Origin of the sequence: Pseudomonas sp. BN102, assembly GCF_029871245.1 — a bacterium.
Lineage (GTDB): Bacteria > Pseudomonadota > Gammaproteobacteria > Pseudomonadales > Pseudomonadaceae > Metapseudomonas.
Window position 1 is genome coordinate 361,381 of sequence record NZ_SSON01000080.1, and the last position, 24,391, is coordinate 385,771.

The window sequence follows — 24,391 nt, forward strand, 5'->3', positions numbered from 1 at the left end:
AGGCTGGAAGGCTGGTGGTTGTCCACTAGGCTTCTGCATTCCCCTTTTCGACTTATCGATCGAGGTAGATCCCATGAGTGCATACGACGTGGTGGTGATAGGCGGCGGCCCGGGTGGTTACAACGCGGCGATCAAGGCCGGCCAGCTGGGCATGAAGGTGGCCTGTGTCGAGGGCCGGGAAACCCTGGGTGGCACCTGCCTCAACGTCGGCTGCATGCCCTCCAAGGCCCTGCTGCACGCCTCCGAACTCTACGAAGCCGCCGCTGGCAAGGAGTTCGCCACCTTGGGAATACAGGTCACGCCCAGCCTCGACCTGGCGCAGATGATGAAGCAGAAGGCGGAAAGCGTGGCGGCCCTGACCAAGGGCATCGAATTCCTCTTCCGCAAGAACAAGGTGGAATGGATCAAGGGCTGGGGCCGCATCGACGGCGCCGGCAAGGTGGTGGTGACCGCTGCCGACGGCCAGCAGCAGACCCTGGAAACCCGCAACATCGTCATCGCCACCGGCTCGGAGCCCACCCCGCTGCCTGGCGTGACCATCGACAACCAGCGCATCCTGGACTCCACCGGCGCCCTGTCCCTGCCGGAAGTGCCCAAGCACCTGGTGGTGATCGGCGCCGGGGTGATCGGCCTGGAGCTGGGCTCGGTCTGGCGCCGCCTGGGCGCCCAGGTGACGGTGGTGGAATACCTGGGCCGCATCTGCCCGGGCCTGGACGACGAAACCGGCAAGACCCTGCAGCGCGCCCTGACCAAGCAGGGCATGAGCTTCAAGCTGAGCTCCAAGGTCACCAGCGCCAAGGTCGACAAGAACGCCGTGGAGCTCGCCATCGAACCCGCCGCCGGCGGCTTGGCGGAAACCCTCAGGGCCGACTACGTACTGGTGGCCATCGGTCGCCGCCCCTACACCGAGGGCCTGGGCCTGGAGACCGTTGGCCTGGCCACCGACCCACGCGGAATGCTCGCCAACGACCGCCACCAGACCGGCGCGCCAGGGGTCTGGGTGATAGGCGACGTCACTTCCGGCCCGATGCTGGCGCACAAGGCCGAGGACGAGGCCATCGTCTGCATCGAGCGCATTGCGGGCCAGGCCGCCGAGGTGAACTACAACGTCATCCCCAACGTGATCTACACCCGACCGGAAGTCGCCACTGTGGGCAAGAGCGAGGAGCAGCTGAAGGCCGAGGGACGCCCCTACCGGGTCGGCAAGTTCCCCTTCACTGCCAACAGCCGGGCCAAGATCAACCACGAGACCGAGGGCTTCGTGAAGGTGCTGGCTGACGAGCGCACGGACGAGGTGCTGGGCGTGCACATGGTCGGCCCGAGCGTCAGCGAGATGATCGGCGAGTATTGCGTGGCCATGGAGTTCTCGGCCTCGGCGGAGGACATCGCGCTGATCTGCCACCCCCACCCGACCCGCTCGGAAGCCCTGCGCCAGGCGGCGATGGATGTGCATGGCGGGGCGATGCAGGCGTAATCCCCCGACGCCCCATGTGTGAGCGAATTCATTCGCGAAAGAATCCGCTCACACGGCAAAACCGCCCCAGTTCGCAACGTGCGAAACCCATCACCCCTGCCCCGCATGGGTTTCGTGCCTCACCCCATCTTCGGACTGGACGCCATATAACCCACCTCGATGGCGGGTTTTCTTGCCTGCGCGAAACACCCACGCACTCCCGTAGGTTGGCGCTGAGCGAAGCGAAGCCCAACGTGCAATTGCGTGATCGAGGAAGGCGCAGGCGCCTGGCAAAGCGTATCGCGCAGGAAGGTTTGCTGAGTCGGCATGCCTGTCAGCGAAAAGCGGTTGTTGCAGATGCGCGGAGTGGAGAGCCGGCCCTCTGCGCTGAAGCCTGTGGGCGCCTTATCCTTTGAACCCCTTCGCCACCAGATAAACCTCCCTCGACCGCGGCCGCGACGACTCTGGTTTGCGTATCACCACCTTCTCGAATGAGGTGCGAACGTCCTTCAGAAACTCGTCAGAGCCTTCGCCCTGAAAGACCTTGGCCACAAAGTTGCCATTGGGCTTGAGCACCTGCCGGACCATATCGAGGACGAGTTCGACCAGATACATCGAGGAGGCCTGGTCAGCGGCAGCGACGCCGCTGATATTGGGGGCGATGTCGGAGATGATCAGATCGGGTTGGCTGCCGTTGAGCTTGTCGAGAAGCTGTTGGAACACTGCATCGTCGGTAAAGTCGCCCTGAATGAAGTCGACGTTATCCAGCGGGTCCATCGGCAGAATGTCGCTGGCCAGAACCCGTCCCTTTTCGCCCACGAGACGTCCGGCCACCTGCGACCAGCCGCCGGGAGCGGAGCCAAGATCCATGACCAGCATGCCGGGGCGTATCAGCTTGTCCTTCTCGTTCAGCTCGATCAGCTTGTAGCTGGCACGGGAACGCAAGCCATCCTTCTGAGCCTGTTTGACGTAGGGATCGTTGACGTGTTCATCCAGCCAGCGGCGGCTGCTTTTGGATCGTTTCATGATAGAGCCAACCACGGAAAATCAATGTGAGGAGCGGACCAATGTATGGGACCGAGGGGAAGCTGCTGGACGCAAAGCGGCGGCAATTATAAGCCGATAACACTGCGCAGGTTAATTCGCAGGCAGGGATCGCACAGCGCCGACCAACACGGCGCCTTCCGGACAACCATCAGGCCAGGCCTGACAGGGGCGGGCGGCGGCGGGTACAATTCGCGCCTTACTCCTACCCTCTGTTGCTTCCTTTGCCGGAGTCACCGGCCAGGATTACCGCCATGATTCGCATCAACGAACTGTCTCTGCCCCTCGATCACTCCGCCGATGAGTTGCGCAAGGCCATCGTCAAACGCCTGGGTATCAGCGACGCCGATCTGCTGAACTTCACCGTGTTCAAGCGCAGCTACGATGCCCGCAAGAAAAACAGCGTCATTCTGTTCATCTACATCATCGATCTGGAGGCCCGCGACGAGGCGGCGATTCTGGCGCGCTTTGCCGATGACAACAATATCCGCCCGGCCCCGGACACCCACTACTATCCAGTAGGACAAGCGCCGGCCGATCTGAGCGAGCGGCCGCTGGTCGTGGGCTTTGGTCCCTGTGGATTGTTCGCGGCGCTGTTGCTCGCGCAGATGGGGTTCAAACCCATCGTGCTGGAGCGCGGCAAGGATGTGCGCAGCCGCACCAAGGATACCTGGGCACTGTGGCGCAAAAAGGTCCTGACCCCGGAATCCAACGTGCAATTCGGTGAGGGTGGTGCCGGCCTGTTCTCGGACGGCAAACTCTACAGCCAGATCAAGGACCCCAAGTTCTACGCCCGCAAGGTGATGCACGAGTTTGTCCGTGCCGGCGCTCCGGAAGAGATCATGTACGTGAGCAAGCCGCATATCGGCACCTTCCGCCTCACTGGCGTGGTATCCACCATGCGCGAGGAAATTATCGCCCTCGGCGGCGAGGTGCGATTTGAAAACAAGGTTACCGATCTACTGATCAACGATGGCCAGCTCGAGGGTGTGGTGCTGGCCAGTGGCGAAACGATCCGCAGTCGCCATGTTGTGCTGGCGCTGGGCCACAGTTCCCGCGATACCTTCCGTATGCTGCACCGGCAGGGCGTGTTTATAGAGGCCAAACCCTTTGCCGTGGGTTTTCGCATCGAACACCCGCAAGGACTGATCGACGAGGCCCGCCTGGGCAAATACGCCGGCCATCCGGAGCTCGGCGCCGCCGACTACAAACTGGTGCATCACGCCAAGAATGGCCGCGCCGTCTACAGCTTCTGCATGTGCCCCGGTGGCACTGTGGTGGCGGCCACTTCCGAGCCGGGGCGAGTCGTTACCAACGGCATGAGCCAGTACTCCCGCAACGAACGCAATGCGAATGCTGGCATAGTCGTGGGCATCAACCCGGAGCAGGATTTCCCAGGTGGTCCGCTGGCCGGAGTGGAGTTGCAGGAGCGCCTGGAGTCGCGCGCCTATGAATTGGGCGGCAGCGATTACTGTGCGCCCGCGCAATTGGTGGGCGACTTTGTACGCGGAGTGTCGTCGACCGAATTTGGCGAGGTGGAACCCTCCTACAAACCCGGCGTGCGTCTAGGCGATCTTGCGCCCTCGCTGCCGGATTATGTGATCGAGGCCATCCGCGAGGCGCTGCCGGCATTTGGCAAACAGATCCGCGGTTTTGATCGCGATGACGCGGTGCTCACCGGTATCGAAACCCGCACCTCCTCCCCGGTCCGAATCACCCGCGACCACGAGACATTGCAAAGCCTCAACCTGCGAGGCCTGTATCCGGCCGGTGAAGGCGCCGGTTATGCGGGTGGCATTCTGTCGGCGGGCGTGGATGGCATCAAAGTCGCCGAAGCGTTGGCCAAGTCGCTTCTGTCTGAAATAAGCAAGACTGAAGTGCGGACCAACTGAGCGCCACATTGATGAAACTCGATGACATAAAAAAACTCCACCAGAAAAAATACCGGGCCGAGTTCGGTTACTTTCTGGTGGAGGGCGAACATCTGTTGCTGGAACTGCAAAAAGCGGCCTTGCAGAACCCGCTGCTACAGCGCAGCCAGCTGTATGTAACCGGCGCCTACGAGCACTGGCAAAGCCCGTTTGAAACCCATGTGATCAACGACCGCCAAATGGCGCAGATCGCCGACACCAAGACACCGCAGGGAATCATTGCGCTGGTGCCGATGCCGGCTGCTGCCGCGCCGGCTGCTGCACCTGCCAATAACGAGCGCGCCATTTACCTGCATGAAATTCAGGACCCGGGCAATCTCGGCACCATCCTGCGCACGTTGGCGTGGTTCGGTAATTTTCGCTGCCTGCTCAGTCCTGGCAGCGTTGATCCGTATAACCCCAAGGTCGTGCGTTCCAGCATGGGCGCCATTTTTCATACGCCCATGGAGCTGGATGTGGAATTGGACTCCTTGCGCACGCGCTTTGAGCGCATTGCCTGCCTGGATATGAATGGCGACAGCTTGCAATCCGCCAGTTTTAAAACTTTCGATTGTTATCTGTTCGGCAACGAAGCACGCGGCGTGCCCCGCGAGCAACTGATCGCACTCAATGCCCAACCATTTACCATTCCCGGTTGTGGCACCATCGAATCGCTGAACCTGGCCGCGACGGTCAATATGTGCGCGTACGAAATAAACAGATAGCGGATCAGGGAGCCGCTCTCTCGTTTGGAAAACCCGGTCAATCCCAAGCCAATCCCAGGCCAAGTGCAGCGTCATGTTGCTGAAGGTCATCGGGTAAGCGTGTTGAAAGACCGGTGCCCGCCAGTGACCGGCTACCACTTGTATGACCCGAGCCGCCGATAACCTACCGCGGCATTCACCTTGCTGGTGGAAGCACTACGTTTTCGAGGATGACGGGATGATTGCGACGTCCGCCTTGAAAAGCGGGAGCCTAGAGGAGAACTCCTTGGCCCCCGCGAAACTCAGCTTCGCACGAAGGCAAGCAGGTCGGCGTTGATCGTATCGGCGTTGATTGTGGGCATTCCGTGCGAGAACCCCGGGTAGATCTTGAGCGTGCTGTTCTTGAGCAGCTTCGCCGATAGCACGCCAGAGTTCTCATAAGGAACAATCTGGTCGTCGTCGCCATGCATCACCAGAACGGGGATCGTGATGCTTTTAAGGTCTTCGGTGAAGTCGGTCTGGGAGAAGGCGACGATGCCGTCGTAGTGAGCCTTGGCGCTGCCCATCATGCCCTGCCGCCACCAGTTCCGGATGATACCCTCCGACGGCTTCGCTCCAGGGCGGTTGTAACCGTAAAAGGGACCCGCCGGAATATCGTGATAAAACTGCGCGCGGTTGGCCGCGAGCTGGGCTTGCAGATCGTCGAAAACATCTTTGGGGAGACCGCCAGGGTTGCTCGCGGTCTTCACCATCAGCGGCGGAACCGCGCTGATGATGACCGCCTTGGGAACAGGGTCTTCACGATGCCGTGCGATGTAGTGGACGACCTCACCACCGCCCGTGGAGTGGCCTGCATGGATGGCTCCCTGCACTCCGAGGTGGTTGACAACCGCTGCCACGTCATCGGCGTAATGATCCATGTCGTGGCCATCCCAGACCTGGCTGGATCGTCCATGGCCGCGGCGATCATGGGCGACTACGCGAAAGCCATGGGCCAGGAAGAAAAGCATCTGCGCATCCCAGTCGTCCGAACTGAGCGGCCAGCCGTGATGGAAGCAGATCACTTGGGCATCGCGCGGCCCCCAGTCTTTGTAGAAGATTTCAACTCCATCCTTCGTTGTGACGTAACCCATGTTCGCTTCTCCTGTGTGATGTGGAGGTCGGCAACTGGCGATGTATTCGCCAATAGCTACCGTTCATGGCCTTTCTCGATAGGCGATGCCTGGAAACGCGGCCGGAAAAACACGCCTGGCTTTGCTTGTGAATGCTTGCAGTGAGCCGTTGAGTCAGTTAGCCGCTATTGCACTCTAGGATTAAAGTAAGCTTTAAGGTCAATGCTTCTTCCGAGGTGCTGCATGAAAATTGGTGAACTGGCGAAGCTCAGCGGCCTGGCGGCCTCCCGCATCCGCTTTTACGAGTCCAGTGGATTGATCAGTTCGGTTGAGCGCAAGGCAAACGGCTATCGCGACTACGGCCCCGAGGCGGTCTGGATTTTGGAGATCATTGCCGGGGCCCAGGCCGCAGGCTTCTCGCTGGAGGAGATCCGCCACCTACTGCCGGTCAGCCAGAACAATTGGAAGCACGAGGAGCTATTGGACAGTCTCAAGCGCAAGGTGACCGAGATCGAGGTCATGCAGAAGCGCCTGGAGCACAACAAGGCGCAGTTGCTCGTCGCCATCGAAAGCATCGAGAACAAGCCGGAAGGCATGCAATGCGTGGAAAACACGCAGCGAGTATTGGACCGCCTCCGCGAAGAATCGAATGTGGTTTCTGGGGCCAGTCGGCTACATCCAACTCGGGAAGGTTGAGGCATAACTCCTCCGAATAAAGCAAGTCAGGCCATGAAGGCCTGACTTGAACGAAGTAGCCTTATCGACCTACCCGTAGAATCCAGAAGTCGAAACTGGAGCAAGGTTGTGTTGCGTGCCGATGTTTTACGTTTCCCGGAAATAATTACTCGGTGTCCAAGTTGGATTTCAGGGGTTCGGGTGCATAGAGCGCGCTTTGGAACTGCGGCACGTACTCGTATTTCATCATTTTCCCCAGCTTCAGGGACTTCATGAACGTAGAAAGGCTGCCTTCATTTAGCGCGAGGCTGACCGATTCTGCACTCGTGCTAGAGGCGTGACTCAGTTGACGTGATACCGCATAGCCGTAGGCCAACTCTCCGCCATGACCGATATTTGTAAAACCATTGGTCACCAGTTCAACTTCATCTGAAGGGTTACTCAACTTTTCTCCTTCAAAGACAACATCAACCTTGCCTGTTTCGCTATCAACGATCTCGAAGGTTACGGACTTATCATTTTCCCGGCGATTGATACCAGTCAACCACTTCGGCAAGTTATACCCGACCACGCCCCTTACCCTCGCAAGCTCGGTATTTACCGGGAGTTTCAATACGTACCCCCAGAAATCCTTGGAGATCGACTGACCAATAAGGGAGATGGGACCCAGGTTTGACGATCCAGGCTTGTTCGTGACAATGGACAGGGCAATTTCGTTATAGCTGTCGTTGTCGCAGTACTCATAAGAGTAAGCGGTAAAGGCGACCAGGCCTCTTCCCGGCCAAACCTGAAGAGGTTGGACTTTATCCAGGACTTCAGCAGGTATCAGCTCTCTCAGCTTGTCTAAGTCCGCTGTGAAGACCGCGGTAATTCTGTTGTTCTTGTAGTAGAAATTTGGCGAATAGGATTCGAATCCCATGTCGACCTTTGCTTTCTTGAGTCCCCTGAACCAACTCAGGTCAACGCCAGGGGCTTCGGACTCTATGGTGGAAAGAGGAGGATTGGAGCGGAAGCGGTCATACAGACCACCTGCGACCACAGGAACTTCATGGCCGCCAATATTGATCATCACACTTCCAGCCGCTTTGACTTCGGCTGAATTTTCTGCCCATGCGAACGCCGAAACGGTATTCATGAGTATTCCCGCTATTACTGCAAAACTGCCGCCTTTCATTTGCTGAATTCTCCGCCAAGTGGGTTATTGCCAATGTTTTGCGTTCAGGGAAATCCGCTTTGTCAGATTGGAATTCGGTCGAAACTGTCCTTTCATGTTCCTTGACCCAGTCTTGAGCCAATTTCCATCTGCCTGGGCATGCCCTGTGGAGCCCGCCGACAGCACCCTAACTTTCAACTTAACTTTAAGGTCAAGCTTTTCTATGCGAGACCTCGGCTGGAGGAAGAAGCGCTCCTCGCAGAACGATGCGGGCAGGCGACTGCATGCCGAGCAGTGCGTCACCCCGACTGAAGATGCTGCGATCAATGGCCGGCTCGTGGCCGGCGAGGTGCCGTGACGAACAGTTGGATGGGCTAGTGCGGGGAGAGGGACAACCCGTTAGCGGTAGGCTCGAGCTTGACCTTAATTTTAACTTTAAGGTTATGGTGCTCCGTGGCTAATGTGTCGCGGCCGACGGCCAGTTTCCTAATAGCGAGTAACAGCGACACGTCTTCGGCATCTGCGAGGCCGACGGGTAGGTGATCTCAACATGACCAAGCGCATACTTCACGTCGTCAGCAACGTCGCTCACTATGCAGATCCTTCCGAGCCTACCGGCTTGTGGTTGGCGGAACTGACCCATGCCTACCACGTGTTTTCCGCGAAAGGGTACGAGCAACGTCTCGTGAGTCCGAAGGGCGGAATCTCACCCCTGGAGCCCCGCTCTCTTAAATGGCCGCATGCTGATAGCACCGCAAAAGCCTGGCTAGCCGACAAGGCTCGCTTGGCCCTGCTATCGAACACGGCCAGGCCCGACGAGATCGATCCGGCTGACTTCGATGCGATCTACTTCACTGGCGGTCATGCTGTGATGTGGGACTTTCCCGATGACGCAGGCCTGCAGCGACTCACTCGAGAGATCTACGAACGTGGAGGGATCGTCTCTTCCGTCTGCCATGGCTACTGCGGACTGCTGAACACGAAGCTGTCGGACGGTACGCTGCTGGTCGCCGGCCGCCGCGTCACTGGCTATTCCTGGGTTGAGGAAGTGTTGGCCGGTGTCGCGAAGAAGGTGCCTTACAACTCTGAGGAAGAGATGAAGCGGCGAGGAGCGTTGTACGAGAAAGCCCTGGTACCGTTCACAACGAAGGTCGTCGTCGATGCTCGGCTGGTGACCGGTCAGAATCCGCAGTCAGCCAAAGCGACGGCTGAGCAGGTTCCAGCACTCCTGTGATGACTTTCTGAGATTGTCAGGGGCGTTTTCCTGTTAATCCTCGCAGGTATCAGGACAGCACCGCCGTCAAACAAAGTACAGCCGCCAACCAGGCTGAATTGAGGGGCCATATCCGCCCTTCCTTGCTGCCCCTTGGTCTGCCGACTGAACTATCGCAGTCCGCGGCAAGGTCTGCTTTGGATCGGTTTCCTCTCCAGTCGATCACCTCGGCTTTCGCTCCAACCAGAACTCCGAGCCAACTAGCCTGCGGAACCTGAATGGCGTGGCTGAACAATTGACGCACAGACTTTCTGGCCATCTCTCACCAGGCAGACAACTACCGCGGTGACGCCGATACAACAAAGGTAAAGGGCTTGCGGGCCTAACCGCTCCATGAGTGCACCTGCGACCAGTGGGCCGATGGTCGCACCGATACCGAACGTCACCAGCAGCACACCTGCCACGGATACACGCAGCTCGGGCTCCAGATTGTCATTTGCATGGGCGACGCCAAGTGGATACAGGCAGAACTGCAGGAAGCCTATGACAGCACCAGCGAACATCACCCAGCCGAACTCCGGCGCATCGAGGAAGGCAAACGGCAAGTAGGCAGCGCAGAGCAAGGCAGCGGTCACTCGCACCAGGGCCACTCGAGAATACCGATCCGACAGCATTCCGAGGGGAAGCTGGGCAAGAAGCCCCGCTGCGATGCTAAGCGCCATGAACTGACCGACCTGGGAGGAAGTGAATCCCAATTGCGCCGCAAAGATCGGTGTCAATCCGTAGAAGCAGCCGCTCAACAGCCCCGACGCGAGAATGGTGCCCAACGCCTGGGGTAGGCGGCGGACGTAGAGCATGGGCGGTATTCGTGCCTGGCTGATGGCGCTGGGGGGCATTCCGCTATGCAGCGCCATAGGCACCAGTCCGATGGCGAAAGCGATGGCGACCCCGGATAGGACCAGAGCATCCAGTCCGTCGCCGAGGCCAAGCAGCAATTGCCCCAGCATCATGCCGACATAGCTCGCCACCATGTACAACGACATCGCGCTGCCACGACGGTCGCCCGGTGCGCAGTCGCTGAGCCAACTTTCGATGACCATCAACTGGCACATCATTGCCGCGCCGACGATGAACCTCAACGCCAGCCAGAGCGGCAACCAGTCACTGAGCTGATAGCTGAGCACCGCGGTGACGATCACGCCGGCGCCTGCCACGAACGCACGTGCGTGAGAGACGCAATCGATCAGCCAGTAACCGATGCGTCCCCCCACCACCATACCCAGCGCATGGGCGGCCATAAGGCCGCCGCCCCAGAGTTCCGCGACACCCGCAGCATCCAGACGCAGGGCCAGGTAAGTCATCAGCAAGCTGGAACCCAGCTGCATCAGCAGGGCCGCAGCGTAAATCGTCCCGAACGCCTTGGTGAGTGCGAACAATTGGAGTCCCCAGGTCAGGTGTATCCGTCAATTAGACGAGGCCGTGGCGCTGCTTCCAGTCGCCCGGATGCACAACGTAGCCGAACAGTGCGTGGCCGCCGTAGACGAGTTCGGTTCCTTCCGGAATCCAGAGCAGTTGCCCTGGCGCCACTCGATACAGCTCCCCGTTGGCCCTGAGTTCAAAGCACCCCTCGATGACGAAGATCACTTCGTCATAAAGCAGGGTCCAGGCCACCTCGGCGCCCTCCCAACGGGCAAAGCCGATCCCGAGATTCGGCGACACCTCGTTGCTGACTGCCCGGGCCACACTGGCGCTTCCGGGCGGCCCGCCACGGTGGGTGAAAGTCAGGTCGCGATGATCGACAAACAGCACCGGGCCTTTCCCGCTCGGGGCCCCGGTCATATCTCGCTCCTGCTGTTCCATGCTGCCCACCGAATGCGTGTCTTGACCCCCAACCCCAAGAATGGCTCCGGCGGATTGAGCGACGGCATCCCGGTCACCGCCCGAATGTCGCTCAGTTGTTCGGAATCGGTCCCGACGGCCATATCGGCCAGCAAGGTGCCGGAGATGGTGCCCCACGCCGCACCGACGCCGTTGTCGCAGGCCGTTGCGAAAACACCTTCGTCGAGTTGACCGAAGTAGTTGGTGAAATTCCGCGAGATCGCGTAGACCCCACCCCAGGTGTGAGTGAAAGGCACATCGGCAAGGTGTGGGTACCGGGCGACAAAGGCCTTGCGATGATCCTCGCGGATCCTGGAGCGGGTCGCCTCATCGATGCTTCGCCCGTAACGAGGAACATGCTTGTAGGTGTTGCGAATGATGAGACGGCGATCCTGGGTCATCCTCACGGTGGTACCCGCATGGTCGGCAGGCGTCAGCCCCCAATCGGCCTGGATACCTGTCGCGGCCATCTCGTTGTCGGTGAGCGGGCGTGTCCAGCTGGCGAACGTCATCACCGGCAACAGGCGATTGCGTAGGTAACCGAACTCCTGGGTGAAGATACTGGTGCCCAGCAGAACTCTCGGCGTGCGGATCAGCCCCTCGTCGCCATGCAGGATCCAGCGCCCATCGGTGTCCTTTTCCAGGCGCCGGACAGGCGACTCTTCGAGTACCTCGACATTCTTCGGAAGCGACGCGCCCAGCCCCCGCACCAATGCCGCCGGCTGCATGAGGTAGCAGCCTGGTGTGAAGATGGCGCGGCTGTAATAGCCGGTACCCAGCACCCCGGCGAGCTCTTCGCGTTCGACCAGGCGATAGGGTTCGCCAAGGTCGGACATCAGCTTCTCGAAATGATCGAGATAGGCCAGGCCGCGCGCGCCCACCGCGCCCTGGTACTTGCCGGCATGGGACCACTGGCAATCGATGCCGTGGCGACCAATCAGCGTTTGCAACTGGTCAATGGCCGCACGGTTGAGGCCGAGCAGTCGCTGCTTGTGCTGCGGATCGGGATGCTCCAGGGCGAACTTGTGTGGCAAGTCGATGACGAAGCCGGAGTTGCGGCCGGATGCCCCGTAACCGATACGCTGGGCGTCCACCAGGACAATACGCGACTGCGGAAGGTGCTCGGCCAACCGGCGCGCCGCAGCGAGTCCTGCGAAGCCCGCGCCTATCACTACGTAGTCGGCCTTCTGCTCGCCAATCAGGCGCCTGCAGGGAAGCGGTTCAGGCAGCGCGGCGTACCAGCCACAACTGCGGTCGTCATGAGGCAGGTTAACGATACTGTTCATTGGTCGGCCCTCAGGCCACGTTCGGTTGGGTGTCCTGACAGCTCTGCAGCCAGGCATTTCGTTTCAGTTGCGCCTGCCGTCCGAGGAGGACGAAGCCACGCATGGCCCCGGAAAGGTCATGGAAGGCTGCGCTCAGACCGTCACCGGTCGCATCGCAACGCCACTGACCTTCGCAATCGACAGGTGGCGGCAGGAGGCAGAGGGGTGCCGCCGGGGTTTTCACCGTAACCGGGGCCAGCGGGTAACTGACCGGAGTCGGCTGTCCCAGCAAGGTCCTGGCCAGGGCACGTATGCCCTCGTTGATGGGCGCGAGGTAAGGCAGCAGCTGCCCGTCGATCTCGATGCAGTCGCCCAGCGCGTAGATACCCGGCTGTGACGTCTGCAGGCGTGCATCGACCTTGATGCCGCGTCCACACGCCAAGCCGGCCTCCAGCGCGAGCTCCAGGTTGGGCCGCAGGCCGACCGCGGATAGCACCAGGTCGGCACCGAGGCTCTGGCCATCGGCCAAGGTCATTCGATATCCATCGGCGCCCCGGTCGATACGCTGCAGGGTCGTGCGCAAACTCCACTGCACTCCAAGGGCGGACAGCGCCTGCTGCAATTGCAGGCCCACCGGTTCTGGCAACAGGCGCGCCATGGGCCAGGAACCCAGGCCGATTACCCGCACCTGATAGCCGCTGCTGGCCAGGTCATTGGCGAACTCGCATCCGATCAGCCCATCGCCGAGGATCGCGACACTGCGCACACCCTCCAGCCGCTCACGGAACTCGCGGTAGTCCTGCAGGTTGTTGACGCTGAGTAGCGCATCGGCACAGCCCTCGATAGGCAAGCGCACCGGGGAAGCGCCACTGGCCAGCACGAGCTGGCCGTACTCCATCTCGCCGAGGCTGGTGTACAGGCGTCGCGCCGTGGCATCGATTCGCTCGACCCGACAATGCGTGTAGATGCGGATGCCCAAGCGCCGCTCCAGCGCCAGCGGGCCTTCCGTCGCCAAGGCCGCCGCGCTACGTCCCTGGGCCAGCGCGATGGACAGCGCCGGCTTGGAGTAGATGTGCCCAGATTCCTGAGTCAGCACCCGGATATCCAGCTGCGGGTTGGCCTTGCGCAGCTCCTGGGCCAGACCGTAGCCGGCATGGCCGCTGCCGATGATGACCACCGGCTGTGCAGGAAGAGCCGCAGCAAGCGGCTGCTTCATGACGGCCGGCGGAGCGGCCACGGCCGTCACCGGTTCGCTGATCTCGATCATCTCGAAGTCGGACTTGCCCACCTTGCAGTCGGGGCAGAGCCAGTCGTCCGGGACATCTTCCCAGCCGGTACCGGGGGGAATACCGTCGTCCGGCCAGCCCTGTGCCTCGTCATAGATCAGGCCACAGATGATGCAGAGCCATTTCTTCATCGCCGTATCCCCCTCACTCACCCTTGATGCGCAAGGCCAGGTTCTTGGTCCGGACGTAGCTGTAGAGAGCCTCCTGCCCTTTCTCCCGGCCGAATCCAGACAGCCCTACTCCGCCGAACGGTGTTTCGATGCCACCGGCGTACCATTCGTTGACGAATACCTGGCCGGCGCGCAGCCGACGTGCACAGCGCAGGGCGCGATCGAGATCCCGGGTGAAGACGCCCGAGACCAGTCCGAATTCGGTGCCATTGGCGATGGCGATGGCCTCGTCCTCGGTATCGAAGGGAATCACCGCGAGGACCGGACCGAACACTTCGGCCTGGGCGATTTCCATATCCGGGGTGACATCCCGGAAAACCGTCGGCGCCATGTAATGCCCGCGCAATCCGTTGATCGCCTCGCCACCGGTTGCGACCACCGCCCCTTCCTCCTGGGCCCGGCGACACATGGCCTCGATGCCCTCGAGCTGGCCTGCGGAGATCACCGGCGTCAGTTCCGGATCGTCCTGGCCCACGCCGACACTAAGACCCTCGGCCATCACCACCACTTCAGCGACGACGTCGTCATACACCGAGCGATGCACCAGCAATCGCGACATTGCCGAACAGACCTGGCCGGCATTGAAGAAAATGCCGCTCCTGACGCTGGCCAGCAGTTGCTCGCGATCAGCATCGGGAAATACCAGCGCGGCCGACTTGCCGCCCAGTTCCATGACGCTGGGAATGGCGTGCTCTGCAGCGGCACGCAGGATGCTCTGGCCAGTACCGACGGAACCCGTGAAGACGATCTGATCGACGTCGCGATGCCCGGCCATGTATGCACCCACTTCCCGGCCACGACCACAGATCAGGTTGACCGCGCCGCGCGGCAACCCGGCACGCTCGATGGCCTTCAAAAGGACGCAGAGCCCCAGCGGAGAAAGCTCAGGCGATTTGATCACGACCGCATTGCCCGCGGCCAAGGCAGGTGCCAGCGATCGAGCACAGATGGACACTGGAAAGTTCCACGGCACGATCTGCAGCGAGACGCCCATCGGGTCGTAGACGGTGAAGTCCATGTAACCGTTGCCGAGCGGAATGGATGTCCCCTCGATCTTGTCGGCCATTCCGGCGTAATACTCGAAGTAGCGAGCCGCTTCGATGAACTCGTCGCGGGCATCACGCAGACTCTTGCCGTTCTCCTGGCACAGGACCCATGCCCCCTCTTCGGTCACCGCGCGGATCTGCGCGGCGACCTCCAGCAGCCAGGCAACCCGCTGCGCCGGGCGTGCACGGGTCAACTCCCCGCTGTCGGCGCAGCGTCGTGCCGCCTGGATGGCCCGTTCCGCATCGGCGATGCTGGCCTGGGCGACCGTGGCAACCAGTTCGGTCGTGCCGGGACTGTTGACGGTGATGTGCTGCTCACTGTCGGTCCACTGACCGTCAATGAAGTTCAGCCAGTGCGATGCGATCGAATGCATGGCCATCACCTCAGGCGTTCTGTGCGCAATCGAGAAGCTGACGCGCCGCCCACTTGTGGAAGAAGTGGGTCGGCACGTCCATTTCCGGAGAGAACGCGCCACCGTTATAGCCGGGGGAGTATCGGCCCTTCTGCATGCCTTCTACCGATGCGATGTCTTCGGCGAACACCACCCGCCAGGACTCCATGACTGCATTGCGGGCAGCCTCGAAACGGCTATCGAGTGCCTCGTCGCCTACGTAGAAGAGACGCAAGTGCTCGACGGTCTTACCGGGAGCGATCGGCTCCAGCATCATGGCGAAAGCATGGTCTGCCTGAATGCCCAGCAAGACGTTGGGGAAGAAAGCCACGTACTCGGCTGTACGCAGGCGATCCTGCGGCCAGGACGGGAAGATCGGCAGGTGCGTACCGGCGACGTCGGAGAGGTTGTAGGCATAACTGCCCTGGCCGGCGAACTGGTCGAACCAGATGTTGTAGTGATCTTCCAGTCGCGAATAGCTGTTCAGGCTCGGGTGCACCCACGGCAGGTGATAGGCCTCGCAGTAATTCTCCACTGCAAGCTTCCAGTTGCAGTTGACCTCGATGCTCATGGCTCCGCTGCTCGCTTCGCGACGCATCAGCCCCATGCCCTCGGCTCCGAGGAACTGCGTCCAGCGCTCGGTCAGCGGCGCGAGCTGTTCTTCCAGGGCCGGCGCATCACCGGACAGGTTGATGAACACCATGTCCATCCAGATGGTGGTGCGCAGAGCCTTCAGGCCATGCTTCTCGCAAGCGAAACGATCGTCCTTGTGCTGGTTGATACCGCCGACGTGCGGAGTCCCTTTGAGGCCACCGTTCAGGTCATAAGTCCAGGAGTGATAGGGGCAGCGAATCACACCCTGCACCTCGCCGGCTTGCTGCACCAGCTTCACGCCACGGTGGCTGCAGACGTTATGGAATACCTGAACAACACCCTCGCGGTTGCGCATCATCAGCAGCGGCAGACCCATGAAGTCCACCGGCTTGACGTAGCTGTTCTTCGGCAGATCAGTCGCGAAACCGATGCAGGCCCAGTTGCGACCGAGCACTTGATCGCGCTCCAGTTCGAAATAGCGCTGCTCGGTATAGAACTCGTTGGTCAGGCCATGAGCTTCATGGATGGGAGCCAGGACGGTTTCCAGGGCATGAGTCGGGATGAGGCGAGTCGCGGTCGAGGAAGTCATTGTTGTTCTCTCTTGCTGGCACGAATGGAAATGCACGGCGTAACGGGCCTGCTGCATGGCGGCGAGTTTCGGCAAGAGACGAAGCAGTGGACAAACGATTTTTTTGCGCAGATTAATGACTTTTAATCATTACTTTAAATCACTCCATCCTGACCAGCCCATCGACTTTATTGGGCGCTCCTCCTGGATTGCAGAGAGATTAATTTATGATATTTGGTAATTAATCGATGAGGAGAAATGAGTTGTCGCGCGTCCGGGCTTCCACCATTTTGTTGCCACATCTCGGGGCGCCAACGACCCGAGGTCGCCCCGCCGAGAAGCGGCAACCGTGGTCCCGAGCAACAGCCGGTGACATGCCCCGCTTCGCCGAGCAAAGCCCTCAACCCTTAAACAAAAATAAAAGGGGAATGACATGCGTGCAGAATCGGGCCTCCTCAAAGGCCTCAACCCCCATGTCACGGTGACTTCGATAGCCACCGTGGTGCTGTTCGTGCTGTTCTGCGCGCTCATGGACGAGCGAGCTGCCCAAGCCTTCGAATCAGCGTCGACCTTCATTCTGAACAACTTCAAGTGGTACTACCTGGCCCTGGTGAGCGGCGCCCTCTGCCTGCTGATCTGGATATCCGTCAGCAAATTCGGCACCTTGAAATTGGGCGCCCATGACGACGAACCGGAGTTCAGTTTCGGTTCCTGGATCGCCATGCTGTTCAGCGCCGGCATGGGCATCGGGCTGATCTTCTGGTCCGTTGCCGAGCCGATGCTGCATTACGCCGAGAATCCCTTCGCCAAGGGATTGACGGATGAAGCGGCAAGCGTCGCGATGCGGATTACCCTGTTCCACTGGGGTCTCCATCCATGGGCGATCTTTTCCCTGATCGGCCTGAGCCTGGCTTACTTCGCCTATCGCAAGGGTTTGCCGTTGGCCCTTCGGTCGCTGCTGTATCCGCTGATCGGTGACCGGATCTACGGATGGATCGGCCATGTCGTGGACATCATGGGCGTCGCGATCACGGCCTTTGGCGTCTCCCAATCGCTCGGCCTGGGTGTCGCGCAGATCAATACCGGCCTTCACCAGGTATTCGGGCTCCCCATCAGCATCGGCCTCCAGCTGTCCATCATCCTGGTGGTCACCATCATCGCCTCCGTATCGCTCCTGGCTGGCCTGTCCAAAGGGATGAAGCGGATTTCGACGTTGAACATGTACATCTCGTTCGCGTTGATGCTGATCGTCCTCGCCATCGGCCCGACTCGTTACATCCTCAACCTCATGTTCGAATCCACCGGGGATTACCTGCAGAACCTGGTCGGCCTGAGCCTCTGGATGGACACCCAGAAGGACACCGAATGGCAGAACTGGTGGACTGCCTTCTACTGGCCGTGGTGGATGACCTGGGGTCCCTTCGTAGGCCTATTCATCGCGCGGATCTCCAAGGGGCGCACGATTCGGGAACTCATCGTCGGCGCCCTGGTGGTCCCCACACTGGTCACGATTCTGTGGATGTCCGTCTTCGGCGGAGCCGCTCTGAAGAACGAACAGACCGAGCGCCAGCAGTACGAGAAAGCGGCCGCGAACGCCGAGCTCGTTCAGGATCAGGCGAAATTCGAAGGGGGCTCCATCCTCCTGGCCACCCAGAAAGAAGCCACCGCGGCCATGTTCACCCTGCTGGAAAAGCTGGACGGCCCGGTCGTGGGTGGCGCGCTCTCCATACTTGTCTGCCTGCTGCTGGCCGTACACTTCGTCACCACGGCCGACGCCGGCACTCAAGTGCTCTGCACACTGAACGCCCTGGGAAGTACAAACCCGCCCAACTGGATCAGGCTGCTCTGGTGCATCCTGGAAGGCGCCGTGGCTGCCGGGCTTCTCCTGGCGGGAGGGCTCAAGGCTATTCAAATGGCGAGCATTGTCGTGGGCCTGCCAATCGCAATCCTGATGATGGTAATGAGCTACACCCTGATTCGCAGCCTGCGGCAGGAGTCGTTCAGCGGCCAACCCTACCTACCCCCGGGTGGCCGTCTACCCGTTCAGGAGCTTTCCCAGGAGGGTGTCCTGCAACCTCGCGGACCAGCACTGGGCGCGGCTGCGGACATAGCACCACTGACCGCACGAAAAGCCGGCTGAAATTGGCAATCCAGTGACCCGTGCGGTCGATTCATCGGCAATCGTCCAATCAGTTCCCTAGCCACCTGAAAGCGCCGAAGCCGTCAGCCACAAGCTGACGGCTTCGGTCGTTTCGGAACTTTCACATCGCCCAGGCCACAGGACAACTATTTGCCGGAGCCACCTACCCGCAAACGGAAGGCAGCCCCATGAGCCAGTCGTGGAACAACCTCACGCTTTGTCGTGGTCCACGCCCACTGAGAGGCTCCAGCAGGCAGAACTTTGCGTCTGTCTGAAGAACAAGATCGTTTGGACGTACCAGCGCCCCCGTACTCAAAGGCTCATCCACAAGCCTGTTCCATGCGAGCGCCACGCCCTGCCCGCTGATAGCGGACTGGATCACCATGCTGTAGCTGTTGATGTTGACCCGGTGCTTCGGCGAGATAGGCTCATGCCCAAGTCGCTTGAACCACTCCGGCCACCCGATCCAGTCGCGCTGCGAATCCTCAAGCCACAGCCACGTGCAGGAAGAAAGCCCTTCGATCGAAGAAATCTGGGGATGCTTTGCCAGATATCCAGGGCTGCAAACCAGGTAAATCTCCTCCGAGAAAAGTGGCGTGACTTCCATACCCTTTGGTGGTGTGCTGCAGTAATACAGCGCCAGATCGCAATCGAGCCTGGAGTAGTCCTTCACATGATCGAGAGCGATGATCCTGAGGTCGATCTCCTCATGCTGGCTTTGAAACTCGGCAACCTTAGGCAGCAGCCACAGCGATGCCATTGCTGTGCTGGTGGCGACGGTCACCTGCTGGTCGCCTCGCCATTGCCGTATCTCCCCAGTGGAGCGGGCCAGATGCAGCAGACAGTCTCGAACCGTTTCGTAGTATTGGGCTCCTGCCGGCGTCAGATTGATGGTTCGAGTTGTCCGTTCGAACAATGTCTTTCCGAGATAATCCTCCAGCAAGCGAACCTGACGGCTAATCGCGCCCTGTGTGACATTCAATTCTTTGGCAGCAAAGGTAAAGCTCAGGTGGCGGGCGGCGGATTCAAAGGCAAGCAGACTATTGAGCGGCGGAAGCGGTTGGATTCTCACGGTTGATGAACCATCTCATTTTTTATTTTTCAGTCAGGCATTTTAGCGGTCCGCCATCGGTTCTGGTGCGTTGCAAGGGCTAAATTGGCCTGATTTCTGCGTCCTTCCGCTAGTTGTAGGCCACTGCTAAAAGTCCCCCCTCGGAGACAACCTTGAGTTCTGCCTTCGGCCAGAAGGGGACATTAGAGCAGCAAAATTGGATCTCTCCCCTTTTCTCGTCAGGTAACGCTTGAAGCCCAAATCGAACGGCACTTCCGGCATTCGTTTGGCTCCAGTTCGCTTATTTCTAAGCGGACACCATCGTCCTTAACGTCAGGATTTCCATGCGCCAACGAAGCGCTTACCCAAACCGTTCAAGGCCCAGGTTGTTCAGGAGGAGCGCTCTCGGGTGCCCTTCCCGGCTGGCGGTGAAACGAATACCGGAAGTGGTTCGGCTATGCTCAAGTGAACTGGATCTGCTTCGAACGCATTGCGCAGATCAGTTGTGGGTTGCCCGTGATGTCCCTGGAACGGGCCGCGTGGCAACCTTCCAGCCACTCCAGATGCCTGTCGGATGGTGGTCTTCTTGCGCAGTCTGCAATCGCTCGAGGCATTCCTCTGGAAGGTCGCGACCTGGCCCATTTCCTTTCCGCGAACGCTCTGGCGAGTGCTACGCAACCCCATCGCCGTTTCGCTCTATACCCGACGACAGCTCGAGCAGCAGCCTGACCAGCGCTTCAGCGGCATGCTCAGCCCACCGCTGATGCTGGTCCTTTCCATCGTCCTTGCCCATCTCGTCGGCTTCGCCATACCGGATCGACCTTCGCCATTGGTTTCCGGCGAGTTGCTGACGCTGCTGGTGCGCAGCTTCAGCTACGGCCTGTACGCGCTGATGCCGGCCATGGCCATGCTGCGGGTGCGGCGAGTCCGCGTGAGCCGCACCACACTGCGCGAGCCCTTCTACATCCAGTGCTACCTGGCCTCCCCTCTTTCCATCGTGCTGATCGCAGCCAACCTGCTGGCAGGCATCCAGGTAGCGCTGGCAATGCTTCTCACCACCCTCGCCTGCATCTGGTACTTGTTCTCGCAGATCGCCCTGCTGCGCCGGCTCCTCGACTTGCCCCTGCTGCCGGCCACCTTCATCGCCATTTCCAGGTTCGTCGTCGCCACCCTGATCGTCCTGGCCCTGATGGATCTGCTGCGGTCCACATCCGTTACGCATATTGGTTAACCAACGCAACTCCATGTCTGGGTGCATACCGATCGGTCTCACTTCAATAAGCAGTTTCTGCACGCCCATGGCGTGTTGCCGTCAAAGTGGCGAGCGCAGCGGCAAGCGCAAGAAAGCGCATGACCAACCGCCACATCGCCACACCAATGAGACGCTTCTAGCTGAGCGATGCCGCTTGCTGAAGGCTTAGCGAACGGGTTTCAGGTGCCAGCATCCAGGACATCGGCAGACCGAACAGCGTGATGATCGCCGCTGCGTACATCGTCTGGGAGCCACCACCCATAGCGGACGTCAACGGCACCCCCGATGATGCAGCAGCATTGCCATCCAACGGGGCGTCACGCTGACGGCGCTCGGCCCTAAGCGCTGGTTAACCCTTCAGCGCAGCTTCGATCGCGGCGATATCAATCTTTTGCATGCCCATCATCGCTTCGAACGCGCGCTTGGCCGCTGCTCGATCAGGATTGGTAATGGCGGCCGTCAATACGCGTGGTGTGATCTGCCACGACAGGCCCCATTTGTCCTTGCACCATCCGCATGCGCTTTCCTGGCCACCATGCCCGATGATTGCGTTCCACAAGCGATCGGTCTCGGCCTGGTCATCAGTCGCAACCTGGAACGAGAATGCCTCGTTATGTTTGAACGCCGCCCCTCCGTTCAGACCAAGGCAAGGGATGCCCATCACCGTGAACTCGACTGTCAAGACATCGCCCTGCTTGCCAGCAGGATAGTCGCCAGGCGCGCGATGGACAGCGCCCACCACACTGTCCGGGAACGTCTCGGCATAGAACGTCGCGGCATCCAACGCAGTGCCGTCATACCAGAGGCATATCGTGTTTTTGCTGATCATCTTGGTTCTCCACGATTGGTACTGGTCATGGATTCTAGCCGCGCAGCCAGCCTGTCGCTTCCCGACCCTTTACAGACATTCATAACGTTTGACATGAGAAGCGTCGCCCGGCTTGCCGGGTGACGTCCTATCGATGGAAGGGTTAGACCTGCTCGAGGAACCGCTTGATCTCGGCATTTACCACCTCTGGCCGAGTGATCGGGCCCATATGCCCAAGTTCCTCGAACTCTACCGCGCGTACGCGGGGAAGTGCCGGAATTAGGAGCTGGGCGACACCTTGCGCCGAAGCTGTCGAGCGCTTGCCGGCCATGTACAGGATGGGTACATCGAGCCGGTGAAACGTCTGGATGGGTGTGGGCTCAGTGAACAGCGCATGGCCCCATCTGCGCACGTTTGCCACGGAGTCCGCTATCGGCTGCCGACGGTGCTCCGGGGTGTTTGCCCAAGCACCCTCACCCATCCAGTAATCGATGAACACCTTCGCGGCCGCGTCGCGGTCGCCACGATCCAATGCAGCACCGGCAGCAGAGACTGCATCGCGAATGCCATCAGCGCGATTAGGAGGTGGCGTAAAAGCGTCGATGAGCGAAAACAAGGTAGGCTCGTACAGCACCAGCGCTCGCACGCGGGTCGGGGCCATGAGGGCAGCCTTTAACGCCACGGCCGCACCATAGGAGTGACCGACCAATGTGACGGGTGACGGCAAGCGAGCTAAGACAGGCTCAATGAACGCGACCTCATCCGCAAGCGATATGAATCGATCGGAGTGCCAGTCTGGACTATTGCCTGACCCGTAGGAGTCCAGCGCCAGGACGCGGTGGGTCGGAGACAAGAGGTCCATCAGACTACGCCATTGGCTGGAACTGCTGGCGTTGCAGTGGAAGCAAACGACGGCCGCGCCGCGACCGGCTTCACGGACATATGGTTCAGATCGGGTCATATGCGCTCCGATGAGTTGTAGGCGGGTCTGACGTTTGAGCCAAGCGCCTTGCCGGTGGAGGCCTCAGCTTTGCCTCGCTACAAGGCTCAGCACCGTTTCAGGCGCTTCTAACGCCCCACTCGCAAGTGCAATGAGTCTTGGCTTCTTTGACGCCGCGTGGAAGTTCTTATCGGAAGTGACAAAGATACCGCGGTGCCGGTGCGCATGGCTCCAGAAGGCTTGAACGTCACCCTTGGCATTGCACCACTTGTCATCACGGTGCGGCGCATCGACGTCGAGGCCTCCAGCAGAACAGTAGGCTGCCCAGTCGAACTCGATATTTGGGAACAGCATCTCGTGGATTCGCCGTTCATAGCCTAGACGTGGTTGCGGCAAATGCGACATCGCCCAGAGAGAAACACGACAAGGGTGACGGCAATCCCTGCTGCCTTCTAACTTCGAAAGCAGCATCGGCGATGCCGCCCATTTGCCATCATTGAGTCCATCGTCCGCTCCTGGCTGTAGCTGCCATTGGGTACCGGCAGATCTCGGCCACAAGCGGAAGTTTGAGGTACCCGTACGCCTCCGACAGGGCCAATCTCGAGTTCAGGTCGGGCCCAATCCATGCTAGCCGGCCTGCTCAAGCGCCCTCACCCGCGGAGCGCGCTTCTTTGCGCCAGTTTCGCGCAAAACCCCAATAGGCTCCCTTCGATTGCTATCACGAGAACAAAAATGGATTCTGGCAGCAAGCCTGAAACGGCCGACTGGCCTCACTGAACCTCAGGAGAACCACCGATATGAGTGATGAGCCCATCTCAGAGGACATCATCCGCCGTCGTGAGGAGTTGGCCGCCCTGATACAACGTCACGCCTCGACGTACGGCGTGCACGGAACCGCGATCGGCCCGTTGCACTTCGTTTGCAGTGACTCCCCTACCGACCTGATCCACACCGTGCACAAGCCCGGGCTCTGCGTCGTCGCACAAGGCCGAAAAGAGATACAGCTGCACGATGAGCGCTACGTCTACGACCCACTGAACTACCTGGTCGTCTCGGTGACCCTGCCGCTCGCCGGCAAGGTGATCGAAGCCAGCCCCCAGGAGCCGTACCTTTGCATCAGGCTGGATCTGGACCCACTCGAAATTACGCAACTGATTGCCGATGCCAGCCCGATGGGGGTGCCCAGTCCCCCGAAACGGGGGCTCTACCTGGAGCGCGTCAACTCACCGATACTGGATGCGCTGCTGCGCCTGATACGTCTGCTGGATACGCCTCAAGACATCGCCACCCTGGCCCCTTTGGCCATACGCGAGATCTTCTACCGTCTGCTGCATAGCGACCAGGGTCAGCGTTTGTACGCCGTGGCATTCGCGGATAGCCAGACTCACCGAGTCACCCGGGCCATCGACTGGCTGAACAAGCATTACACCGACACACTGCGCATCGATGACCTGGCGAAGCGTGTAAACCTCAGCACTTCTACCCTTCATCAGCGCTTCAAGGCCGTCACCGCCATGAGCCCGCTGCAATACCAGAAGCAACTGCGCCTTCAGGAGGCCAGGCGGCTGATCATCAGTGAAGGTTTCGACGTTTCGTCAGCCTGCTTCCAGGTCGGCTACGAAAGTCCCTCGCAGTTCAGTCGCGAGTACAGCAGGCTATTCGGAATTGCGCCGTCGAGAGACTCATTGAACCCACGCAGCATCGCCTGATTGCTTGCGAAACGAGACTCCGAGTGGT

Annotated in this window: 21 protein-coding genes and 2 pseudogenes; 8 read left to right on the plus strand and 15 right to left on the minus strand. The window is 60.1% G+C overall.

The genetic code is table 11. The features are described from left to right. Positions 1–73 precede the first annotated feature (73 nt). Positions 74–1,474, plus strand: coding sequence for a dihydrolipoyl dehydrogenase (lpdA, locus tag E8F12_RS29340; RefSeq protein ID WP_280328715.1), 1,401 nt, complete (start codon positions 74–76; stop codon positions 1,472–1,474). Between the two features lie 384 nt (positions 1,475–1,858). Here lpdA and rlmE read toward each other — a convergent pair whose 3' ends face one another. After that, complete coding sequence (gene rlmE / locus E8F12_RS29345; RefSeq protein ID WP_215373934.1) at positions 1,859–2,479, minus strand: 23S rRNA (uridine(2552)-2'-O)-methyltransferase RlmE; 621 nt, start codon at positions 2,477–2,479, stop codon at positions 1,859–1,861. Positions 2,480–2,751: 272 nt separating this feature from the next. On the opposite strand from rlmE, the gene E8F12_RS29350 reads away from it, so the two are divergent. Further along, positions 2,752–4,389: an NAD(P)/FAD-dependent oxidoreductase gene (locus E8F12_RS29350; protein WP_280328716.1), complete on the plus strand. Its 1,638-nt coding sequence runs from the start codon at positions 2,752–2,754 to the stop codon at positions 4,387–4,389. 11 nt (positions 4,390–4,400) lie between these two features. Then, on the plus strand, positions 4,401–5,132 hold the full coding sequence (locus E8F12_RS29355) for an RNA methyltransferase (protein WP_280328717.1): 732 nt from the start codon (positions 4,401–4,403) through the stop codon (positions 5,130–5,132). Positions 5,133–5,413: 281 nt separating this feature from the next. Here the strand turns inward: E8F12_RS29355 and E8F12_RS29360 are convergent, their stop codons facing one another. Further along, positions 5,414–6,244, minus strand: coding sequence for an alpha/beta hydrolase (locus E8F12_RS29360; protein ID WP_280328718.1), 831 nt, complete (start codon positions 6,242–6,244; stop codon positions 5,414–5,416). Positions 6,245–6,466: 222 nt separating this feature from the next. On the opposite strand from E8F12_RS29360, the gene E8F12_RS29365 reads away from it, so the two are divergent. Continuing rightward, positions 6,467–6,919: a MerR family transcriptional regulator gene (locus E8F12_RS29365; protein WP_280328719.1), complete on the plus strand. Its 453-nt coding sequence runs from the start codon at positions 6,467–6,469 to the stop codon at positions 6,917–6,919. A 145-nt stretch (positions 6,920–7,064) separates the two neighbouring features. Here E8F12_RS29365 and E8F12_RS29370 read toward each other — a convergent pair whose 3' ends face one another. Beyond that, positions 7,065–8,072 (minus strand): acetoacetate decarboxylase (ADC), encoded by a 1,008-nt coding sequence (locus tag E8F12_RS29370; protein WP_280328720.1) that lies wholly within the window; start codon positions 8,070–8,072, stop codon positions 7,065–7,067. A 529-nt stretch (positions 8,073–8,601) separates the two neighbouring features. Between E8F12_RS29370 and E8F12_RS29375 the strand changes: the two genes are divergently transcribed. After that, a complete protein-coding gene (locus E8F12_RS29375) occupies positions 8,602–9,285 on the plus strand; it encodes a type 1 glutamine amidotransferase domain-containing protein (protein ID WP_280328721.1) in 684 nt (227 codons plus the stop codon). 239 nt (positions 9,286–9,524) lie between these two features. On the opposite strand, the gene E8F12_RS29380 is transcribed toward E8F12_RS29375, so the two are convergent. The 7 genes and pseudogenes from E8F12_RS29380 to E8F12_RS29410 form a co-directional block, all read right to left on the minus strand. Next, positions 9,525–10,700 (minus strand): MFS transporter, encoded by a 1,176-nt coding sequence (locus tag E8F12_RS29380; RefSeq protein WP_280328722.1) that lies wholly within the window; start codon positions 10,698–10,700, stop codon positions 9,525–9,527. Positions 10,701–10,731: 31 nt separating this feature from the next. Beyond that, positions 10,732–11,103, minus strand: a complete 372-nt coding sequence (locus E8F12_RS29385; RefSeq protein ID WP_280328723.1) for an ethanolamine utilization protein EutQ — start codon at positions 11,101–11,103, stop codon at positions 10,732–10,734. Continuing rightward, on the minus strand, positions 11,100–12,428 hold the full coding sequence (locus E8F12_RS29390) for an FAD-dependent oxidoreductase (protein WP_280328724.1): 1,329 nt from the start codon (positions 12,426–12,428) through the stop codon (positions 11,100–11,102). Before E8F12_RS29390 ends, E8F12_RS29385 begins: the two co-directional genes overlap by 4 nt. Positions 12,429–12,438: 10 nt before the next feature. Next, positions 12,439–13,674, minus strand: a complete 1,236-nt coding sequence (locus E8F12_RS29395; protein ID WP_348532440.1) for an FAD-dependent oxidoreductase — start codon at positions 13,672–13,674, stop codon at positions 12,439–12,441. Then, positions 13,663–13,824, minus strand: a pseudogene (locus E8F12_RS29400) (rubredoxin); the annotation flags it as partial. The gene E8F12_RS29395 and the pseudogene E8F12_RS29400, both read right to left, overlap by 12 nt. Before the next feature lie 13 nt (positions 13,825–13,837). Further along, positions 13,838–15,283, minus strand: coding sequence for an aldehyde dehydrogenase family protein (locus E8F12_RS29405; RefSeq protein ID WP_280328725.1), 1,446 nt, complete (start codon positions 15,281–15,283; stop codon positions 13,838–13,840). Positions 15,284–15,293: 10 nt separating this feature from the next. Continuing rightward, positions 15,294–16,484 (minus strand): SRPBCC family protein, encoded by a 1,191-nt coding sequence (locus E8F12_RS29410; RefSeq protein WP_280328726.1) that lies wholly within the window; start codon positions 16,482–16,484, stop codon positions 15,294–15,296. Positions 16,485–16,896: 412 nt separating this feature from the next. Between E8F12_RS29410 and E8F12_RS29415 the strand changes: the two genes are divergently transcribed. Continuing rightward, positions 16,897–18,603, plus strand: coding sequence for a BCCT family transporter (locus E8F12_RS29415; RefSeq protein WP_280328727.1), 1,707 nt, complete (start codon positions 16,897–16,899; stop codon positions 18,601–18,603). Positions 18,604–18,766: 163 nt separating this feature from the next. Here the strand turns inward: E8F12_RS29415 and E8F12_RS29420 are convergent, their stop codons facing one another. Then, a complete protein-coding gene (locus E8F12_RS29420; RefSeq protein ID WP_280328728.1) occupies positions 18,767–19,675 on the minus strand; it encodes a LysR substrate-binding domain-containing protein in 909 nt (302 codons plus the stop codon). A 565-nt stretch (positions 19,676–20,240) separates the two neighbouring features. Between E8F12_RS29420 and E8F12_RS29425 the strand changes: the two genes are divergently transcribed. Next, the gene (locus E8F12_RS29425; RefSeq protein WP_280328729.1) at positions 20,241–20,885 is read left to right on the plus strand and encodes a hypothetical protein; all 645 of its coding nucleotides are present in this window, start codon (positions 20,241–20,243) and stop codon (positions 20,883–20,885) included. A 157-nt stretch (positions 20,886–21,042) separates the two neighbouring features. Here the strand turns inward: E8F12_RS29425 and E8F12_RS29430 are convergent. From E8F12_RS29430 to E8F12_RS29445, 4 genes and pseudogenes are all read right to left on the minus strand, one after another. Next, positions 21,043–21,186 (minus strand): annotated as a pseudogene (locus E8F12_RS29430) (MFS transporter); the annotation flags it as partial. Positions 21,187–21,255: 69 nt separating this feature from the next. After that, entirely contained in the window at positions 21,256–21,735 is a 480-nt protein-coding gene (locus E8F12_RS29435) for a VOC family protein (RefSeq protein WP_280328730.1), read from the minus strand. A gap of 142 nt (positions 21,736–21,877) precedes the next feature. After that, positions 21,878–22,675: an alpha/beta fold hydrolase gene (locus E8F12_RS29440; RefSeq protein WP_280328731.1), complete on the minus strand. Its 798-nt coding sequence runs from the start codon at positions 22,673–22,675 to the stop codon at positions 21,878–21,880. 63 nt (positions 22,676–22,738) lie between these two features. Next, a complete protein-coding gene (locus E8F12_RS29445) occupies positions 22,739–23,125 on the minus strand; it encodes a hypothetical protein (RefSeq protein ID WP_280328732.1) in 387 nt (128 codons plus the stop codon). Between the two features lie 326 nt (positions 23,126–23,451). On the opposite strand from E8F12_RS29445, the gene E8F12_RS29450 reads away from it, so the two are divergent. Then, positions 23,452–24,363: an AraC family transcriptional regulator gene (locus tag E8F12_RS29450; RefSeq protein WP_280328733.1), complete on the plus strand. Its 912-nt coding sequence runs from the start codon at positions 23,452–23,454 to the stop codon at positions 24,361–24,363. Positions 24,364–24,391 lie beyond the last annotated feature (28 nt).

Coding starts and splice junctions, on each gene's coding strand:
- E8F12_RS29350 (WP_280328716.1), top strand. CDS start 2,752: ATGATTCGCATCAACGAACTGTCTCTGCCCCTCGATCACTCCGCCGAT.
- E8F12_RS29375 (WP_280328721.1), top strand. CDS start 8,602: ATGACCAAGCGCATACTTCACGTCGTCAGCAACGTCGCTCACTATGCA.
- E8F12_RS29360 (WP_280328718.1), bottom strand. CDS start 6,244: ATGGGTTACGTCACAACGAAGGATGGAGTTGAAATCTTCTACAAAGAC.
- E8F12_RS29450 (WP_280328733.1), top strand. CDS start 23,452: ATGAGTGATGAGCCCATCTCAGAGGACATCATCCGCCGTCGTGAGGAG.
- E8F12_RS29435 (WP_280328730.1), bottom strand. CDS start 21,735: ATGATCAGCAAAAACACGATATGCCTCTGGTATGACGGCACTGCGTTG.
- E8F12_RS29445 (WP_280328732.1), bottom strand. CDS start 23,125: ATGCTGCTTTCGAAGTTAGAAGGCAGCAGGGATTGCCGTCACCCTTGT.
- E8F12_RS29370 (WP_280328720.1), bottom strand. CDS start 8,072: ATGAAAGGCGGCAGTTTTGCAGTAATAGCGGGAATACTCATGAATACC.
- E8F12_RS29385 (WP_280328723.1), bottom strand. CDS start 11,103: ATGACCGGGGCCCCGAGCGGGAAAGGCCCGGTGCTGTTTGTCGATCAT.
- E8F12_RS29365 (WP_280328719.1), top strand. CDS start 6,467: ATGAAAATTGGTGAACTGGCGAAGCTCAGCGGCCTGGCGGCCTCCCGC.
- E8F12_RS29390 (WP_280328724.1), bottom strand. CDS start 12,428: ATGAACAGTATCGTTAACCTGCCTCATGACGACCGCAGTTGTGGCTGG.
- rlmE (WP_215373934.1), bottom strand. CDS start 2,479: ATGAAACGATCCAAAAGCAGCCGCCGCTGGCTGGATGAACACGTCAAC.
- E8F12_RS29355 (WP_280328717.1), top strand. CDS start 4,401: ATGAAACTCGATGACATAAAAAAACTCCACCAGAAAAAATACCGGGCC.
- E8F12_RS29405 (WP_280328725.1), bottom strand. CDS start 15,283: ATGCATTCGATCGCATCGCACTGGCTGAACTTCATTGACGGTCAGTGG.
- E8F12_RS29415 (WP_280328727.1), top strand. CDS start 16,897: ATGCGTGCAGAATCGGGCCTCCTCAAAGGCCTCAACCCCCATGTCACG.
- E8F12_RS29395 (WP_348532440.1), bottom strand. CDS start 13,674: ATGATCGAGATCAGCGAACCGGTGACGGCCGTGGCCGCTCCGCCGGCC.
- lpdA (WP_280328715.1), top strand. CDS start 74: ATGAGTGCATACGACGTGGTGGTGATAGGCGGCGGCCCGGGTGGTTAC.
- E8F12_RS29410 (WP_280328726.1), bottom strand. CDS start 16,484: ATGACTTCCTCGACCGCGACTCGCCTCATCCCGACTCATGCCCTGGAA.
- E8F12_RS29440 (WP_280328731.1), bottom strand. CDS start 22,675: ATGACCCGATCTGAACCATATGTCCGTGAAGCCGGTCGCGGCGCGGCC.